The 18,054-nt window shown below is 64.1% G+C and carries 14 protein-coding genes; 5 read left to right on the top strand and 9 right to left on the bottom strand.

Annotated features, from left to right (window positions below; translation table 11 throughout):
- Nucleotides 1-39 precede the first annotated feature (39 nt).
- The gene (locus VB618_RS07880; RefSeq protein ID WP_329796047.1) at nucleotides 40-1,083 is read left to right on the top strand and encodes an NAD(P)/FAD-dependent oxidoreductase; all 1,044 of its coding nucleotides are present in this window, start codon (nucleotides 40-42) and stop codon (nucleotides 1,081-1,083) included.
- Between the two features lie 29 nt (nucleotides 1,084-1,112).
- On the opposite strand, the gene VB618_RS07875 is transcribed toward VB618_RS07880, so the two are convergent.
- Complete coding sequence (locus VB618_RS07875; protein ID WP_329796046.1) at nucleotides 1,113-4,928, bottom strand: beta strand repeat-containing protein; 3,816 nt, start codon at nucleotides 4,926-4,928, stop codon at nucleotides 1,113-1,115.
- Between the two features lie 137 nt (nucleotides 4,929-5,065).
- On the opposite strand from VB618_RS07875, the gene VB618_RS07870 reads away from it, so the two are divergent.
- Complete coding sequence (locus tag VB618_RS07870) at nucleotides 5,066-6,304, top strand: allantoate amidohydrolase (protein ID WP_329796045.1); 1,239 nt, start codon at nucleotides 5,066-5,068, stop codon at nucleotides 6,302-6,304.
- A gap of 12 nt (nucleotides 6,305-6,316) precedes the next feature.
- Here the strand turns inward: VB618_RS07870 and VB618_RS07865 are convergent, their stop codons facing one another.
- Nucleotides 6,317-6,832 (bottom strand): GNAT family N-acetyltransferase, encoded by a 516-nt coding sequence (locus VB618_RS07865; protein WP_329796044.1) that lies wholly within the window; start codon nucleotides 6,830-6,832, stop codon nucleotides 6,317-6,319.
- Nucleotides 6,833-6,912: 80 nt separating this feature from the next.
- On the opposite strand from VB618_RS07865, the gene VB618_RS07860 reads away from it, so the two are divergent.
- Entirely contained in the window at nucleotides 6,913-7,218 is a 306-nt protein-coding gene (locus tag VB618_RS07860; protein WP_329796043.1) for a hypothetical protein, read from the top strand.
- Between the two features lie 50 nt (nucleotides 7,219-7,268).
- Here the strand turns inward: VB618_RS07860 and VB618_RS07855 are convergent, their stop codons facing one another.
- The 5 genes from VB618_RS07855 to ugpB all read right to left on the bottom strand — a co-directional run bounded on the left by VB618_RS07855 (nucleotide 7,269) and on the right by ugpB (nucleotide 14,053).
- Nucleotides 7,269-8,900, bottom strand: a complete 1,632-nt coding sequence (locus VB618_RS07855) for an HAL/PAL/TAL family ammonia-lyase (protein ID WP_329796042.1) — start codon at nucleotides 8,898-8,900, stop codon at nucleotides 7,269-7,271.
- A 794-nt stretch (nucleotides 8,901-9,694) separates the two neighbouring features.
- Complete coding sequence (locus VB618_RS07850; RefSeq protein ID WP_329796041.1) at nucleotides 9,695-10,771, bottom strand: sn-glycerol-3-phosphate import ATP-binding protein UgpC; 1,077 nt, start codon at nucleotides 10,769-10,771, stop codon at nucleotides 9,695-9,697.
- A gap of 120 nt (nucleotides 10,772-10,891) precedes the next feature.
- Nucleotides 10,892-11,737 carry a sn-glycerol-3-phosphate ABC transporter permease UgpE gene (gene ugpE / locus VB618_RS07845; RefSeq protein ID WP_329796040.1) on the bottom strand — a complete coding sequence of 282 codons (846 nt, stop codon included), beginning with the start codon at nucleotides 11,735-11,737 and terminating at the stop codon, nucleotides 10,892-10,894.
- A complete protein-coding gene (gene ugpA / locus VB618_RS07840) occupies nucleotides 11,737-12,618 on the bottom strand; it encodes a sn-glycerol-3-phosphate ABC transporter permease UgpA (protein ID WP_329796038.1) in 882 nt (293 codons plus the stop codon). The genes ugpE and ugpA overlap by 1 nt, the downstream gene beginning before the upstream one ends.
- Before the next feature lie 127 nt (nucleotides 12,619-12,745).
- Nucleotides 12,746-14,053, bottom strand: coding sequence for a sn-glycerol-3-phosphate ABC transporter substrate-binding protein UgpB (ugpB, locus tag VB618_RS07835; protein WP_329796036.1), 1,308 nt, complete (start codon nucleotides 14,051-14,053; stop codon nucleotides 12,746-12,748).
- 206 nt (nucleotides 14,054-14,259) lie between these two features.
- Between ugpB and VB618_RS07830 the strand changes: the two genes are divergently transcribed.
- Nucleotides 14,260-14,982 (top strand): hypothetical protein, encoded by a 723-nt coding sequence (locus VB618_RS07830; RefSeq protein WP_329796035.1) that lies wholly within the window; start codon nucleotides 14,260-14,262, stop codon nucleotides 14,980-14,982.
- Here VB618_RS07830 and VB618_RS07825 read toward each other — a convergent pair.
- Both VB618_RS07825 and VB618_RS07820 read right to left on the bottom strand, forming a co-directional pair.
- Entirely contained in the window at nucleotides 14,979-16,187 is a 1,209-nt protein-coding gene (locus VB618_RS07825) for an NAD(P)/FAD-dependent oxidoreductase (protein WP_329796034.1), read from the bottom strand. The two genes, VB618_RS07830 and VB618_RS07825, sit on opposite strands and share 4 nt — an antisense overlap.
- Nucleotides 16,184-16,612, bottom strand: coding sequence for an Lrp/AsnC family transcriptional regulator (locus VB618_RS07820; RefSeq protein WP_329796033.1), 429 nt, complete (start codon nucleotides 16,610-16,612; stop codon nucleotides 16,184-16,186). Before VB618_RS07820 ends, VB618_RS07825 begins: the two co-directional genes overlap by 4 nt.
- A gap of 114 nt (nucleotides 16,613-16,726) precedes the next feature.
- Here VB618_RS07820 and VB618_RS07815 point away from each other — a divergent pair, with 114 nt between their 5' ends.
- Complete coding sequence (locus tag VB618_RS07815) at nucleotides 16,727-17,860, top strand: saccharopine dehydrogenase family protein (protein ID WP_329796032.1); 1,134 nt, start codon at nucleotides 16,727-16,729, stop codon at nucleotides 17,858-17,860.
- Nucleotides 17,861-18,054 lie beyond the last annotated feature (194 nt).

Raw genomic sequence — 18,054 nt, 5'->3', positions numbered from 1 at the left:
GGCCATGCTTTCGGAAAGGTCTCTCGAAGGAGCCTGTTTATGACCGACCATATCGAAACGGACGTCGTCATCATCGGTGCCGGGCCCGTGGGCCTGTTTGCCGTGTTCGAACTGGGCCTCCTCGATATCAAATGTCACCTCATCGACATCCTGCCGAAGGTGGGCGGCCAATGCGCCGAGCTCTACCCGGAAAAGCCGATCTACGACATTCCCGGCTTCCCGATGGTGACGGGCCAGGGCCTCGTCGACAACCTGATGGCGCAGATCGAGCCGTTCAACCCCACCTTCCACCTCAACGAGATGGTGGAGAGCCTGGAATCCATCGGTACGCCCGAGGCGCCCCTGTTCCGGGTCAAGACCTCCGAGAACGACACCACGTTCGTTTGCAAGTCGGTGATCATCGCGGCCGGCGGCGGCTCGTTCCAGCCCAAGAAGCCTCCGATCGACAACATCGAGGCCTATGAGGGCACGAGCGTGTTCTACGCCGTGCGCAAGATGGAGATGTTCCGCAACAAGAAGGTGCTGATCGTCGGCGGCGGCGATTCCGCTCTCGACTGGACTGTGAACCTGCAGCCCATCGCCAAGCGCCTGACCCTGCTCCACCGCCGCGACGCCTTCCGGGCTGCGCCCCATACCGTGGAGAAGATGCGCTCGCTGGTCGCCGCCAGTGAGATGGACCTTCACCTGGGCCAGGTGAGTGCGCTCAAGGGCAACAATCACGTGCTGGAAGGCGCAGTGATCCGCAAGGACGACGGCTCGGAAAACCTTGTCGATTGCGACGTGATGCTGCCTTTCTTCGGGCTGACCATGAAGCTCGGTCCCATCGCCGATTGGGGCCTGAACCTGCACGAGAACCTGGTTCCGGTCGATACGGAGAAGTTCGAGACCAACGTGCCCGGCATCTTCGCCATCGGCGACATCAACACCTATCCGGGCAAGCTGAAGCTCATCCTTTCGGGCTTTCACGAGGGCGCGCTGGCGGCGCAGAAAGTGCACCGCTACGTGTACCCGGAGAAGAAGCTCCTGTTCCAATACACGACCTCGTCCACGAGCCTGCAGAAGAAGCTCGGCGTCGCGGCCTAGCGGCGGTTGGCGGCTATCGTCGCCGCTGCTTAGAGCAGGATGTTGCCGTTCATGCCCCAGCTGATGCCGAGCCCGACCGTGATCGCGAAGTTGGGAGCTGCGCTGGTGCCGGCATTTCCGACGAGGCCGTAAAGGATTCCGTTGCTGGAATCGTAACCCAGCGTCCCGGCAGCGAGCGTGGTAGGGGCACCTGAGCTGAGAGCGATGATCGACGAAAAGGCGTTGTCGGCGCCGCCAGTGATCGCGTCGATCCCGGAGAGGTCGAGCACGTCCTGGCTGCTGGTGAAATCGGCGATCACATCGCCTGCCGTATCTTCGATCGCCGCGAAGACGAAGGTATCGCGGTCCGCGCCTCCAATCAGCCGATCGAAGCCCGTCCCGCCGTAGAGGATGTCGGCGCCATCGCCGCCGTCTAGGGTATCGTTATCCTCGGCTCCATACAGTGTGTCGGCTCCGCCGAGGCCATGGAGCTGGTCGGCGCCTCTCATGCCGAGGAGTGTGTTGCCGGAGTCGTTGCCCCAAATGGTGTCCGCACGGATTCCGCCCCGAACGCCCTCGATCGACACGAGCCTGTCCCTGCCGTATCCACCCGTGGCGCTGGCATCCTGGAATTCATTTCGAAGATCGACCGCAATCGCGGCGGGGGCCAGAAAGTAATCGACGATATCGTGCCCGGCGCGGCCATTGAGAGCGTCGTTGCCCTCTCCCCCATCCAGATAGTTGTCCTTCGTGTCCCCGGACAAGGAATCATCGTGCTTGCTGCCTGAAAGGCCCTCGATGCCTTCGAAGATGTCGCGGGTCGAGTCCTCGACGCCGTCGCCAAGGACTACGTTGACGCCGGACGTGGCATGGCGGTAATCGACGATGTCCATGCCGGCACCGCCCTTGAAGGTGTTGCCGACCGTCCGCGCCGCGCCTGTGAACCCGCTGACGAAGCGGTCATCGAAGTTCGTTCCGATGACGCCCTCAATACTGATCAGCAGATCGCAGGGACCTACAGGATGAACTCCGGTATTGATCGCCCATTGCTGGCCTACGGCGAGATCGACGAAGACGCCTCCGCCGAACTGTCCTGATGAGCGATGTTTCGAGTAATCGGTGTAGTCGTACCCGTCTCCTCCATCGATGGTATCCTGAAAGTCGGAGACGATCGGGTCGTATCCGCCGTCGAGCGTGTCGTTTCCATCGAACCCCAGAAGCGATTGCCCCCACTCGGCTAACATCGAGATGTAGTTATCAAGGTGATTCCCGTTGCAGAAAATAACCCCCTGGCCGCCGACGATCACGTTCTCGACGTTGGCCGCCAGATGGAACTCGCGCTGCACGAAGCTTCGGGCGAGCTCAATGGTGTCGCGCCCCTCGCCCGCGTTCTCGATCACCACATCTGTTTGCTGGGCGAGAAGATAGGTATCGTCTCCGGCGCCGCCGACCAGCGTGTCCGCGCCCGCGCCACCGTCCAGCGTATTGGCAAGACCGTTTCCTTCGATCCGGTTGGCGAGAGCGTTGCCTGTTCCTCTCGTCGCAGCGCCCGTCAGCGTCAGGTTTTCGAGGTTGTCGCCCAGCGTGTAGTCGAAGGCGCTCACGACGGTATCGATGAAGTCGTTGCCCGCTCCCACCGCCTCGCCGGTGATCGTGTCGCCGGTTTCGTCGAGGATATAGGTGTCGTTCCCGGCGCCACCGATCAGCGTGTCTGCGCCCAGGCCGCCATCAAGCGTGTTGGCGAGGCCATTGCCCGCGATCCGGTTCGCGAGAGCGTTGCCTGTGCCCCTCATGGCGTTACCCGTCAGCGTCAGGTATTCGAGATTGGCCGCCAGCGTGTAGTCGACGGAGGCCCGCACCCAGTCGAGGGTGTCGCCGCCGGTCCCCTCCGCCTCTCCCTCGATGATGTCCCCGACATCGTCCACAACATAAGAGTCGCTTCCCGCCCCTCCGATGAGGCGATCGGCGCCCGTTCCGCCATCGAGACTGTCGGCCCCCTCGCCGCCGACGATCGTATCGCTGCCGCCGCCGCCGAGGAGGGTGTCCGCTCCGTCGCCGCCATCCAGGCCGTCGTCGCCCTCGCCGCCCGCGATGTTGTCGCTGCCGAGCCCTCCGATCAGCGTATCGTTGCCGGCGCCGCCGTCGAGAGCGTCGGTCCCCTCACCGCCATCGAGCGTGTCCGAACCTGTCCCGCCTTCGACAGAGTCGTTTCCGTCTTCACCGAAAATCCGGTCGGCGCCGCCGCCGGCGCGGATCGTGTCGTAGCCGGCGCCGGCCCTGACGATATTGGCAAAATCGTCAGCGTCCGTGCCGATCTCGATAAGGTCGCTGAAACCGCCGGCCTCGACAATCTCGAAGCCGCGCAGGCTGTCGTTGCCTTGGCCGGTTGCCGTCCCGCTGCCGGTGGAATCGAGACGGATGACGAGACCCGATTCGGCGGAGGAAAAGATCGCCCGGTCCGCGCCGCCGAGACCGCCGATGAGCATGTCGTCGCCGTCATCGCCATATAGCGCGTCATCGCCCGCACCGCCGTCGAGGGAATCATTGTCGGCACCGCCGAAAAGCGTGTCGTCGCCGTTGGCGCCGAGGAGCGTGTCGTTGCCGTCCAGGCCACGGAGGACACTGTGTTGCGCGACGCTGGCCATGATGACGTTCGCAAGGTCGTTTCCGGTGCCGATCGTGGCTGCACCAGTAAGCCTCAGATGCTCCACATGCGCGCCGAGGGTATAATCGACGCTCGATTCGACCGTATCGATCCCTGCGCCTGCGGCCTCCAGGACGAGATCATTCCGATCCACGACGGAATAGAGATCGTTGCCCGCGCCGCCCGCAAGCGAGTCGCTGCCGCTTCCCCCGATCAACGTATCGTCCCCGCTTCCTCCGATCAGCGTATCGTCGCCGCCGCCGCCGAAAAGCGCATCATCGCCGCTGCCGCCGTCGAGCCGATTGGCGGTCAGGATGCTATCGGCGCCGCCCGTGAGCGTGTCGCCGAACGACGAACCGATCGCATTCTCGATTCCTGAGAGCCGGTCGGTTCCCGCGCCCTTTGTGTCCTGCGCCGTCGTTCTGGACAGATCGGCCGACACTCCCTTGGCAGCGCCCGCATAGCTTGCCGTGTCGTTGCCCGTGCCACCGATCAGCTTGTCGTTGCCGGCTCCGCCGATCAGCGTGTCGTCACCCGCGCCGCCGTCGAGCGTGTTGGCCGCGCGGTTGCCGCTGATCACGTTTGCAAGCGCGTTGCCTTTCCCCTGGGCGATCCGCGCACTGAGGATAAGATTCTCGATTCCCGCTGCAAGCGTGTATCCGCTCACCCGCGCCTCGACCGTGTCGAGGCCGCCTTTCGCCGTTTCCCGGATCCGGTCGCGCAGGGAATCCACCACGTAGCGATCGTCACCCGAACCGCCCACGAGCGAGTCGTTGCCGCTGCCGCCGATCAACGTGTCTCTTCCTGCACCGCCCAGCAATGTATCGTTGCCGCCACCGCCACTCAGCCTGTCGCTGCCAGCGCCGCCGGAGAGCCTGTTGGCGGTATTGTCGCCCGTCACCGTCTTCCCGGAGACCTTATACGTCCGTCCGACGATTTCCGACTCTTTCGAAAGCGTGGGGCCTTCCCCTTTGGATTGCCATGAATGGTCTGGAAAAGGAAAGGAGAACGCCGCCGATACCGAAAGCGAGCCTGCCCCTGCGGCTCCTGGATTATCGTCTCTCAAGGCAGGAAAGTCGTTGGTATATGCCTGATCGCCCGTCGCGCCGAAGAGTACGTCGAGACCGGTCCAGACCGTTGGGCGAATGAAAGTAGTGCTCCAGCGATCCGAGCCCAACTCGCCCGAGTCGGTCCGAAACGGCAACCTTATGAGATTGGGCATTGGCTTGACGTCCCGCTAGAGAAGAGCTTCCTATAGAAGTATTATAACGTATGTTACTCGGCAAGATCTGGGATTGCGCCGAAGCCGGAACCGTTTCTCCTTGCTGTGAACCTGCCTTTCTGAAAATCTCCGGCCTCATGACAAACGCGAACGATCTCACCCTCGGCCGCCGTGTGATGGCGATGATCGAGGATCTCGCCCAGCATACGGACGAGCCCGGCCGCATCACGCGGCTGTATCTGTCCATCGCTCATCGCAGGGCCGCCGAAGTGACGCTTGGCCTGATGCAGGCGGCCGGGCTCGATGCCCATATCGATGCGCTCGGCTCGGTTGTCGGCCGTATTGAAGGCACAGATCCCAACGCTCCTGCCCTTATCATCGGCTCCCATATCGACTCGGTCGTCGATGCCGGCCGCTATGACGGCAATCTCGGCGTGGTGCTCGGCATCGCCGTGGTTGAAGCCCTGAAACAGCAGGGGATCACGCTGTCCTGCCCGATCGAGATCGTGGCCTTCGGGGACGAGGAGAATGTGCGCTTCCCGACCAATCTCTCCACCTCCGCTGCGCTTGCCGGCCGCTTCAATCCGGCCTGGCTCGATGGCCGGGATCAGGACGGCATCGCGCTGCGCGATGCGCTGATCGCCTTCGGGGGAGATCCACACGGTGCACCGGCGCTCGCCCGCGATCCGGCGCGCTATCGCGGCTATCTTGAGGTTCATATCGAGCAGGGCCCGCAGCTCGAGGCAAAGGACCTGCCGGTCGGCATCGTGTCCGCCATCAACGGCATCACCCGGGCCCGCGCTCACGTGATCGGCGAGGCGGGACATGCGGGCACCGTGCCGATGAATATGCGTCGCGATGCATTGGCCGCGGTGGCCGAGATGATCGGCATCGTGGAGCGCGCCGGCTCCACGCGTACCGACACGGTGGCGACCGTGGGCGTCGCGCAGGTGCAGCCCGGCGCGATCAACGTCATCCCCGCCCGCGTCGACTTCACCCTCGATGCCCGTGCGCCGGACGATGCGGTGCGCGAGGCGATGGTGCAGGACATCATAGCCGAGTGCCAGGCGGCTGCCCAACGACGCGGTGTCGAACTCGTCATCGAACCGTTCATGGACTCACCCGCGACGCCCATGGACAAGGGTCTGATCGAGCAGTTAGAGGCCGCCGTGCGGGGCTTGAGCATCGAGCCGCTTCATCTCTCCTCCGGCGCAGGCCACGATGCGGTCGCGATGGCCAATCTCTGCCCCTCGGCGATGCTCTTCGTGCGCTGCAAGGGCGGCATCAGCCACAACCCGGCGGAGTCGATCACGGTCGAGGATGCGGATGTGGCGGCGCGAGTGCTGCTCGCGGCGGTCAAGCAGATCACTTTATAGCTTCACGCCGCATCAGCCTTTCCACTCGTCCGCCAGCATCGCCCAGCGCTCGTGATCGCGCCACTCGCCGTTGATCTTCAGGTAGCGCGGCGAGAAGCCCTCCTGGCGGAAGCCGAGCCCCTGCACGAGGGCGCGGGACGGCTGATTGGCAGGCTGGATATTCGCCTCCACGCGATGCAGCCCGAGGTCATGGAAGGCCTGCGTGACGACGAGGCTCACCGCCTCCCTCATCAGTCCGCGCCCATTCATGCCGGCCATGCCGTAATAGCCCATATAGGCGCTCTGGAAGAAGCCGCGCACGATCTCGTTCAGGTTCACCACGCCGACGATCCGCCCGCTGTCCCGCTCGCGGGCGATGAAGCCCATGGAGCGCTCGCCGTCGCAGCGTGCGAGATAGCCGAGAAAGCTCGGATGATCGCGGCAGGGCGATACCCAGGGTTCGTGCAGCGCAATGCTGGCGAGATTGGCCATCACCAGCTCGGCGCCATCCGAGGCCTGAACGGGGTAAATCGTAACGCGTGACAACATGAGGTTCATTCCGGCTTCAGGAACCATGGCATAGACCTGCCGTTGTCGTCAGCCCCTCCTCGAACCATTAGGAATGGACCATGCGAGCCATCATTCTCCCCGCTTTCGCCCTTGCGCTCGGTGCCGGCTTCTTCGGCGCTCCACAGGGGGCTCAGGCACGGTTCAGCCCGGAGCAGATCCAGGCGCCCTCGTTAATAGACAATGTGCAATGCGTGACCCGCCGCATCCGCACGGTGCGGCCCAATGGCCGCGTGGTCTACCGTACCGTCCGCAACTGCGGCGTGCCCGCCTGGCAGCGCAGGGTGGATCGCTGCCGCACCATTCGCGAGCGCGTCGTGCGCCCGAACGGCAATGTGGTCTATCGCACCATTCGCCGCTGCCGCTAATCGGCATCGCCTTCAACAGTTCAGGGCCCGGTGATCCGGGCCCTTTTCGTTTATTCCAGCTCGCCGATGGCGCTTTCCACCGCCTCGACGACGGCGCCGGAGCGCACGAGTTCCAATGCTTGGCGCATCTCGGTGGCATACCAGCGGTCGCCCTCAAGCGCCGGCGGGATCACGGCGCGGATCGCTTCCATGGCGGCGCGCGAACCCTTGCCCAGCGGGTAGTCGCCCGCAAGCGGCTCGACGAGGCTCAGCGCCTGGGCTGCCATCAACAGTTCGCCGGCCACGATCTGCTCCACGTTCTCCACGATGATGCGTGCCTTGCGCCCGCACCAGGTGGAGTTGGAGATGTGATCCTCCGCATTGGACTTGCCCGGAATTGAATCCACAGAGCCCGGCGTTGCGAGCCCGCGGTTTTCCATGACCAGCGCCGACATGGAGCATTGCACGGTGGCAAAACCCGTGTTGAGACCGCGCTTGCCCGCGAGCAGGTTGCGCGGCAGCCCGTAGGACATGGTGGGGTCGACGAGCCGCGCAAGCCGCCGCTCGGAGATGGTGCCGAGATCCGCCATGGCGATGGCGAGGAAGTCCATCGCCTGCGCCATGTACTGGCCGTGGAAATGCCCGCCCGAGATCGACACGTAGCCGCCCTGCCCGTCATCGAAGATGAGCGGATTGTCGGTGGCGGAGTTCATCTCCGTGCCGATGATGCGCTCCACATATTCGATTGCCTCAACAGCGGGCCCATGGACCTGCGGTGTGCAGCGCAGCGAGTAGACATCCTGCACGCGGGGCGATGCGGGCTGGCCGGGCTGGCGTGGCTCATCAGGGAAGACGATATCGCGGGCTGATTGCGAGCAGCGCTTCGTGCCGTCCAGAATGCGCAGCAGGTTGCGCGCAACCTTGGCCTGTCCCGGATGCGGGCGCGCCTTGTGCACGCGCGGATCGAAGGCAGCCAACTCGCCGCGCATGGCCTCAAGCGACAGGCACATGGCGATGTCGGCATGCTTGAGCAGGCGGCGCGCATCGTGCGTGGCGAGAGCACCGAGCGCGAGCGACGTGGTCGAGCCGTTGATGAGCGCGGACGCATCCTTCGCGCCAAGCTCGAAATCGGGATCGAAGCCCGCGAGACGAATGGCATCGCGCGCCGGCATGACACGGCCCTGATAGAACATGTCGGCTTCGTCAAAACCGCAGACGGCGCCGGCCATGTGCGCGAGCGGCGCGAGATCGCCCGAGGCCCCGACGGAGCCTTTCTGCGGGATGACCGGATGCAGGCCCACATTGAGGAAGGCGATGAGACGCTCGACGAGTTCGACCTGCGGGCCGGAATAGTTCGACGCGAAGGCATTGGCGCGCAGAAGCATCATGGCGCGCGTCACGTCCTCGGCGAAGGGCTCGCCGACACCGGTGGCGTGGGCATAGACCGTCTTGCGCTGGTAGGCCGCCATGTCGGAGATCAGAACGCGCTGGTCCTTGAACAGGCCGACACCGGTGTTGAAGGCATACATGAGCGGCGCGTCATCATGCATCCAGGTGCGGTCGATGTAATCTCGCGTCGCGGCGATCCGCTCGCGAGCTTCCGGAGCCAGGGCTGCCTGAGCATAGGCTCCTTGAGCATCGCGGCGCGCCACGCGCACCACGTCCTGAATGCCGAGAGTGGCCCCGTCGAGCTTGACCGTCATCGCTGTTCCTCACGTTGAAGCAAAAGGGATACCGGGGCTTCAGGCGCGGTGCAACCGTCGCCAGGGACGCGCCTGTCAAACGGCCAGCACTGTGTGGCCCGCAGCTTGTGAGCTGCGAGCCTTGCGGTGAAATCGAGGGTGGCGCGTTGGGCAGCCCGGCTCGATAATGTGTGGTGAAGTGGAAGAGCCGGAGTGCCTCTTCGCGCACGGCTGCTTTAGGCGGACAAGCGGTGCCGGCCCGGTGACCGCCTCAGGCGGGGTCCGTCTGCTCGACGGGGGCCTGAGACCGATTCCGACCACCGGCACGCAGCTTGGGCCTCCTGTCGGTGAAGCTTGCGAGGCCGCACCACAGGACCGTGTCTGCTCCCACACTGCGACGCCTCGCGAGCGCGCCCCTCGACAGGAACAGATCTAACACACGATATAGCCGAGCTTGCAGCAGCTGTCAAGAACAAAGAGAGAACATGACCGCTGCTATCCCTCTCCCCTTTAGCGGGAGAGGGTGGCCTGCGCAGCAGGTCGGGAGAGGGGCTGTGCTTGCCCGGACTTCCCCTCTCCCGGCTCACATCCGTTCGCCACCCTCCCCCGCAAAGGGGGGAGGGGAACACCCGCGCCGCGTCATGGCCGGGCTCGTCCCGGCCACCCACGCTTTGGAGCTGCAGCGTTGCAAAAGACGGGGATCCCCGGACCAAGTCCGGGGATGACGGGGAGGGTGTCAGGACTGGAGGAGCACAACAAAAAAGGCCTCGGGCGTGCCCGAGACCTCGTCGATCATTCACACCCGGCAATCGGGATCACACCCGACCCAAACGCTTTGTGGTCTGCGGGTCGAAGAGGTGGACGTTTCCGGGATCGACCGCCAGCGTGAGCTTGCGGGTGTCCGCCGGGAGCTGGCCGGTGGAGGCCTGCACGATGAATTCGGCACCGGCCACCTTGCCGTGGAAGAGCTGAGTGGCGCCGAGCTCCTCGACGAAGTCCACATCCATGGACAGCGAGCTCGTCCCGGTGCTGCCCGCCTGCACGTCCTCGGGACGCAGCCCCACCTCGATGGCGGAGCCCGGGGTCAGGCCCTCGCGCATGTCCGTGACGGCGATGGACTGGCCGCCGACGGAGACGCGGCCGGGCCCTTCCACGGTGCCGGGCAGGATGTTCATGGGCGGTGAGCCGATGAAGGTGGCGACGAACCGGGTCTCGGGACGGCGATACACTTCGGCCGGAGTGCCGACCTGCTCGATCTGACCACCGGACATCACCACCAGCTTGTCGGAGAGGGTCATCGCCTCGACTTGATCGTGCGTGACGTAGATCGACGTGACACCGAGCGCCCGCTGCAGGCGCTTTATCTCCACGCGCATCTGAACGCGCAGCTTGGCGTCGAGGTTGGAGAGCGGCTCGTCGAAGAGGAACACCTGGGGCTTGCGCACGATGGCGCGGCCCATGGCCACGCGCTGGCGCTGACCGCCCGAGAGCTGGCGCGGCTTGCGGGCGAGGAACGACTCGATGGCGAGGATGCGGGCTGCTTCCTTCACGCGATTGTCGATCTCTTCCTTGGGCGTGCCGCGGTTGCGCAGGCCGTAGGCCATGTTGTCGTAGACGCTCATGTGGGGATAGAGCGCGTAGTTCTGGAACACCATGGCGATGTCGCGGTCGGCGGGTTCGACCTGGTTGACGATCCGATCGCCGATCTTCACCTCGCCGCCAGAGATCGTCTCGAGGCCGGCGATCATGCGCAGCAGCGTGGACTTTCCGCAGCCCGACGGCCCGACGAGCACGCAGAAGGAGCCGTCCTCGATACCGAGCGACACACCCTTCACGGCCTCCACATTGCCTGCGTAGATCTTCCTGACAGTATCCAGCGTCACCCCTGCCATCGTATTCTTCCTTTTAACCGTGGCCCGTTCGGCTCAAAGCGTCGGGCGAAAATCGTTGAAGCTTTTAGAGAAGGAGCCTTCGGGGCTTCTCACCGCGAAGGCCATGCGCGGTTCAGCGCATCACTTCTCCGTTTCGACGAGACCCTTCACGAAGAGCCTCTGCATCAGGATCACGACGAGCACCGGCGGGAGCATGGCCAGCACGGCGGTGGTCATCGCGACATTCCACTCCGTCAAGGCATCCGTGGTGGTGATCATCATCTTGATGCCGATGACGATGGTCTGCATCGAGCTCTTGGTCGTGATCAGCAGCGGCCAGAGATACTGGTTCCAGCCATAGATGAACTGGATCACGAAGAGAGCCGCAATCGTCGTCATGGAGAGCGGGAGCAGCGTGTCCTTGAAGAAGCGGAACGCGCCGGCGCCGTCGATCTTTGAGGCCTCGAGCAGCTCGTCCGGGATCGTCATGAAGAACTGCCGGAAGAGCAGCGTGCCGGTAGCCGACGCGATGAGCGGCATGACGAGGCCGGTATAGGTATCGAGCAGCCCCAGATCCGCAACGATCTTGTAGGTTGGGTAGATGCGCACCTCGACCGGGAGCATCAGCGTGATGAAGATGACCCAGAAGGCGGTCTTGCGGAACGGGAACTTGAAATACACCACCGCAAAGGCCGAGAGGATCGAAATCAGGATCTTTCCGATCGCGATCCCCAGCGCCATGATCATCGAGTTGAACATCATGCCGCTGACAGGCTGGCGGGCATGCATGCCGCCGTAGAGCAGTGTCCGGGTGTAGTTCTCACTCGCCTGGTTACCGGGCACCAGCGGCATGTTGCCGTTGATGATGGTCGCCGTGTCGAAGGTGGACGCCATGACGGCCAGGTACACGGGAAAGGCTACGACGACGATACCGAGGGCCAGCGTCAGGTAGGCCATGAATTGGGCGAAGGGACGATTCTCGACCATCAGTACTGCACCTTGCGCTCGACATAACGGAACTGGATGGCGGTGAGCGCGATCACGATGACCATCAGGATCACCGACTGGGCGGCCGAGCCGCCGAGATCGCCGCCGAGACGGCCGTCCGCATAGACCTTGTAGACGAGGGTTGTGGTCTGCCCGGCAGGGCCGCCGCCCGTCACGGCATCGATGATGCCGAACGTGTCGAAGAACACATAGACGATGTTGACCACGAGCAGGAAGAACGTGGTGGGCGACAGGAGCGGGAAGATCACCGTCCAGAAGCGGCGCAGGGGGCCGGCGCCGTCGATGGCCGCCGCCTCGATCACGCTCTTCGGAATGGCCTGCAGGCCGGCCAGGAAGAACAGGAAATTGTAGCTGATCTGCTTCCAGGTCGCGGAGAGAACCAGAAGGGTCATGGCATGGTTGCCATTGAGCATCGGGTTCCAGTCGATGCCGATCGCCTTGATCGGCTTCGAGAGCGTGCCGAGCGTCGGGTGAAACATGAAGAGCCACAGCACGCCCGCGATGGCAGGGGCCACGGCGTAGGGCCAGACCAGCAGGGTCTTGAAGGCCTGTCCCGCGCGCAGGTTCTTGTCAGCCTGACTTGCCAGCAGCAGGGCGCAGGCAAGCGAGAAGAAGGCAACGAGGGACGAGAAGATCGCCGTCGTGACCATCGCCCGGTAATACTCGGGCTGCTCGAACAGCGAGACGTAATTCTCGAAACCGACGAATTCGGACGCGAGGCCGAAGGCGTCTTCCCGCAGGAAGGACTGCCAGATGGCCTGGGAGGCCGGCCAGTAGAAGAAGATGACGGTGATCGCCATCTGCGGAAGGATCAGCAGGAGCGGCAGCGTCCAGCCTGAAATGTGAGCTCGTTTTTCCATCGCGTTTGCGGCTGTCCGAGGATGGGGCAGATGACGGTGACAACCGGTCTGCGAGGGTGATCTATAAGATCATCCCGGGAAGCTTCATGAGCTCCCCGGGATGGATTTTGGCCAGGTTCAGATCAGCTTAGCGGACGGTCCGCTCGAACTGACGCAGGATCTGGTTGGAGCGGGTCACGGCCGTATCGAGAGCGTCCTTGGCGGGCTTCTGACCGGCGAGAGCAGCTTCCATTTCCTCGGCGATCACGTCGCGGATCTGGACCATGTTGCCGAAGCGCAGGCCGCGGGAGTTCTCGGTCGGCTCCTTGTTGGTGAGCTCGATCAGCGCCATCTGGAGAGCGGGGTTCTTCTCGTAGAAGCCCGAAGCCTTGGTCTTCTCGTAGGCCGCCTTGGTGATCGGGAGATAGCCCGATTCCTGGTGCAGCTTCGCCTGACGATCCGTGTCGGACAGGAAGGTGAAGAACTTGGCGACGCCCTTGTACTCGTCAGCCTTCTTGCCGCCCATGACCCACAGGGAAGCGCCACCGATGATGGAATTCTGCGGAGCGCCCTGAACATCGGGATAGTACGGCATCGGCGCATTGGCCCAATCGAACTTCGCGTTGGCCTTCACGTTGCCGTAGAAGCCCGAGGAGGTCAGGAAGATCGCGCATTCGCCGGAGGTGTAGCGGCCTTCGCTCTTCGAGTCGCGACCCGAATAGTCGTAGGTCTTGTCCTTCTGCAGATCCACGAGGTTCTGCAGATGCTTCACGTGCTGCGGAGAGTTGAACTTCATCTCCGTGTCGAAGCCGTCGAGGCCGTTGGCCTTGGTGGCCATCGGGATGTTGTGCCAGGCCGAGAACTGCTCGACATTGGCCCATGACGCCCAGGCATTCGAGAAGCCGCAGGTGTCGTGGCCGGCAGCCTTGAGCTTCTTGGCGGCGTCGAACACCTGAGGCCAGGTCTTCGGGATCTCAGCGACGCCGGCCTTCTTCAGCTCGTCCTTGTTGATCCACATGACCATCGAGGAGGAGTTGAACGGCATGGAGAGCATCTCGCCCTTTGCCGTGGAGTAGTAGCCGGTGATGGCCGGGAGGTAGGACTGCGGGTCGAACTTCTCGCCGGCTTCCTTCATCATCTCCTGGACCGGCTTGATCGCGCCGCGGGCGCCCATCATGGTCGCCGTGCCGACTTCGAACACCTGCAGGATGTGGGGAGCGTTGCCCGCGCGGAAAGCCGCGATGCCGGCGTTCAGGGTGTCGGCGTACTGGCCCTTGTAGCTGACGACGACCTTGTAGTCCTTCTGGGAAGCGTTGAACTCGTCAGCCAGGCGGTTCACGACGTCGTTGTTGGCGCCCGTCATGGCGTGCCACCACTGGAGCTCCGTCTGGGCGAAGGCGGAGGTGCTCGTCGCAAGGCCGATGGCCAGGGCGCCGAGGAGCGACTTCTTCATCATTCTATCTCTCCCATATCATCCCGTCCGGGACGTTCTTGTCGTTCATCATCCCTGCGTTAAGCCCGGATGACGGTTCTATGACGAAACCATGACAATCATAGCCGGCTTCAAAATGGAAGCCCTTTCATACAAAAGGCTTAATGGCAGGCCGCGGGAACAGGCCGGAGCGCCTCTTCGTTGAGGGAGTATCCCAACGGAAGAAGCCCATGCCCCAGATGATCACAGCCCTGTTCAGGGATCCCGCCCAGGCCCGCCAGGCTCTCCAGTCCCTGCTCGAGATGGGAATCGCCCAGCACCGAATCGTGGCTGTCGGCAATGCGGATGCCCGCGAGATTTCTTCGATCTCCGGCTTTCGCACCCTCTCGGCCCGGGACGATTCCATGGAAGCTCTCCACGACCTGAACCTGCCGGAATCCGACAAGCGAATCTTCGAGCAGGGCCTTCACCGTGGTCACACCCTGATCGCAGCTCAGGTCGACCGGGACAATGCCGAGGAGGCCGTGCGGGTGCTGGAGATGTTCGACCCTGTCGATCTCGACGGCAGCAGCCGGGAATGGCTCTCCTCGAACGGCTCCGAGCAAGCGGGCGCCGATGTGGGTGCGCCGCTGGGTGCCGGGATCACCGGCGGCTCCGGCGGCGGCATGACCACCACGAGCACCCTGCCCGGCATGGGTCTCATGGCGGAAGGCGCGGATGACCTGGGCACGACGGATTTGCGCACGGACGAGCTTGCGCAGGCCAATCAGGGATCGAGCACGACCGTCGGCACCGGCGCCCGACGCAGCGACGAGCGGGCGGATCGGGAAGGGGTGAACGAGCTGGCCCTCGACACCCAGCCTTCGCCCGATCAGCCCGGCCTGATGCAGCGTCACATGAACCGGGGCGGCCGGATCTGGGCTTACAGCACCTCCGACGAGATGGGGCTCTAGATCACGTTGCGCTCCAGCAGCGGCCGGTTGGCGAGCACGCGCTCGTAGCCGAGCTCCGACAGATCGAGCGTGCGGTAGCCGCCATGGACGACCAGCTCCGCGAGACCCCGTCCGATGGCCGGAGCCTGCTGCAGGCCGTGGCCCGAGAAGCCGTTGCAGAGATAGAAGTTTTTGAACTCGCCCGCCTGGCCGATGATGGCGTTGTGGTCGAGCAGGCACATGTCGTAGGGGCCTGACCAGGCGCGACCAAGCCTGATCGCCTCGAAGGCCGGCACGCGATGGGCAAGCGACGGCCAGATGAACTCCTCGAAGAACGCGTGGTCGATCTCCTGGCTTGCCGGATCATCGTCGTGCCAATCCGGGTCCATATCCGCCTCCGGCGAGGCGCCGCAGATGAAGTGCCCCTCGCCTTCTGGACGGACATAGGCGCCCGAGGTATCGATGAGCAGCGGACAGTTCTCCACCGGCTCCTTGCAGGCGAAGGTGAAGACATAGCGGCGCTTGGCCCGGACCGGAATGTCGAGGCCCGCCATGGCGGCGATTGCCCGCCCGCCGGATCCGGCGCAGTTGACCAGCGTGCCGCAGGCGATCCGCGTCCCATCTTTCAGGCGCACGGCCGTGATGGCGCCGCCGTCCCGCTCCACCTCGGCCACCTCGCCCTTCACGTATTCGGCGCCGAGCGAGCGGGCTTTCTTGCGGAAGGCCTGGAGCAGGCCCCAGCCGTCGAACCAGCCCTCGCCCGAGCGACCCCAGGTGCCAGCCGCGAGATCCTCCACGTTGAGCCAGGGGAAGCGGCTTTTCAGCTCGTCGGGCTGCAGGAAAAGGATGTCGGCGCCTTCTGCGGCCTGCAGCGCCTGGTTCTCGCGCAGAACCTGCTCGCCCGCCTCCGTCGCGCAATAGAGATAGCCGCCCTCCCTCAACCCGATCTCCGGCCGCTCGCCATCGACGGCCAGATGATCGCCGATGCCGCGCAGGAACTGGATGCCGTGAAGCGAGATGCGGATGTTCACCGCGCTGGAGTATTGCTGGCGGATCGAGGCGGCCGAGAGCGCCGAGGCCGAGAGCTGATAGGTCGGGTCCTTCTCGACGACGATGACGCGTCCCTTGAAGCCGGAATCGGCGAGCAGGTGATAGGCCGCGGAAGAGCCCATGACGGCGCCGCCGACAATCACGACATCGGCTGAGAGGGAGGTGGCTAGGGTCATCGTTCGAACTTCGTTGAGAGGATGATGGAGGATTGGGTGCGCTCCACGCCCTCGACCGCGCCGATCCTGTCGATGGCGGCGTCGAGGGAGGGAACGTCCTGAGCCTCTACCACCGCCAGGAGATCGAAGACACCCGCGACCGAATGAAGCGCGCGCAATTCAGGCATGCGCTGAAGCGCCGACACGACCCCGCCCGACGCCTTAGGCGCGACCACGATGGTGACTTGCGCCCGCACCATGCGGCTGGTGACATCCTCGGCCAGGCGCAGGGTATAGCCCACGATCACGCCCCGCCGTTCCAGGCTCTCCACCCGCGCCTGCACCGTCGTGCGGGAGAGGTTGAGGCGCCGGGCAGCCTCCGCATGGCCGATGCGGGCATTCTCCCGCAGGAGGGTAATCAGGGCACGATCGGTGGCATCCAGCATCACTATGACCAATAAAGACGGCATTTCGCCGAAAACTACTCGGCTTTCCGTCAGCTTGTCTATGGCGCTTTGCAGCGTTCTGCCTTTTTCTGCTCCCATCACAGGGAGGTTTGAATGCACTCGATTCTCGTCATCGGCGCCGGCAAGATCGGCTCCACCATTGTCGACATGCTCCACGACACCGGCGATTACCGCGTCACCGTCGCGGATGCTTCGCCTGAGGCGCTCGAAGCCGTCGCCAAGGATGGCGTGCAGACGATCCAGCTCGACTTCGGTGACGCGGTCGCCCTGCAGAATGCCCTCAAGGGCCATTACGCCGTGCTGAGCGCAGCGCCCTACCACCTGACGAGCCACGTGGCCAAGGCAGCGCGCCTTGCGGACGTGAACTATTTCGACCTCACCGAGGACGTGGCGACGACCCGCATGGTGAAGGAACTGGCCGAGGGCGCCTCGACCGCCTTCATTCCCCAATGCGGCCTTGCCCCCGGCTTCATCTCCATCGTGGCGCACGATATCGCGAGCCGCTTCGACAAGCTCGACACGGTGCGCCTGCGCGTCGGCGCCCTGCCGCAATACCCGTCCAACGCCCTGTCCTACAACCTCACCTGGAGCACGGACGGCGTCATCAACGAGTATATCGAGCGCTGCGAGGCCGTGGTCGACGGCAAGCTGCGTGAGGTGCCGGCCATGGAGGAACTCGAGGAATTCTCCCTCGACGGCACGCGCTATGAGGCCTTCAACACCTCCGGCGGCCTCGGCACCCTGTGCGAGACGCTCGAAGGCAAGGTGCGCAACCTGAACTACAAGACCATCCGCTATCCGGGCCACTGCGCCCTCATGCGGGTGCTGCTCAACGACCTGCAACTGCGCAACCGCCGCGAAGTTCTCAAGGATATCCTGGAGAATGCGGTCCCGGCCACCATGCAGGACATGGTCATCGTGTTCGTGACCGTCACCGGCGAGCGCGGCGGCCGCTACGTGCAGGAGACCTATGCCCGCAGCATCTACGGCCAGAAGGTCGGCGGCACCCAGCGCACCGCCATCCAGGTGACGACAGCTGCCGGCATCTGCGCCATGCTCGACCTTCTGGTCGAGGGCAAGCTGCCGAAACAGGGCTTCGTGCGCCAGGAGGAGATCGACCTCGACAGCTTCCTCGCCAACCGCTTCGGTCGTGTCTATGCGGGCGAGCGCCTGGACGAGAGCCAGGAGCCGGCCGTGAAGGCCATCCGCCTCGACGCGGTGGCATGACGAACGAGGCAAGGCATCCTGTCCCGCAACAGCGACCCTCGACGTCATGGCCGGCCTTGTGCCGGCCATCCCGATGAGAAAAGCTCCGCGCCTAAGATAACCGAGATCACCGGCACAAGGCCGGTGATGACGAGGCAGGGTGAAAGCCTAGTCTCTAGCTTCTTACCAAAACCGCATGACCCTATTCGGGAAAA

The sequence above is a fragment of the Microvirga sp. CF3062 genome, from assembly GCF_036314045.1.
In the GTDB taxonomy this organism is placed as follows: Bacteria; Pseudomonadota; Alphaproteobacteria; order Rhizobiales; family Beijerinckiaceae; genus Microvirga.
Note: the sequence above shows the minus strand (reverse complement) of the source record. Positions and strands in the feature narration are given on the sequence as shown.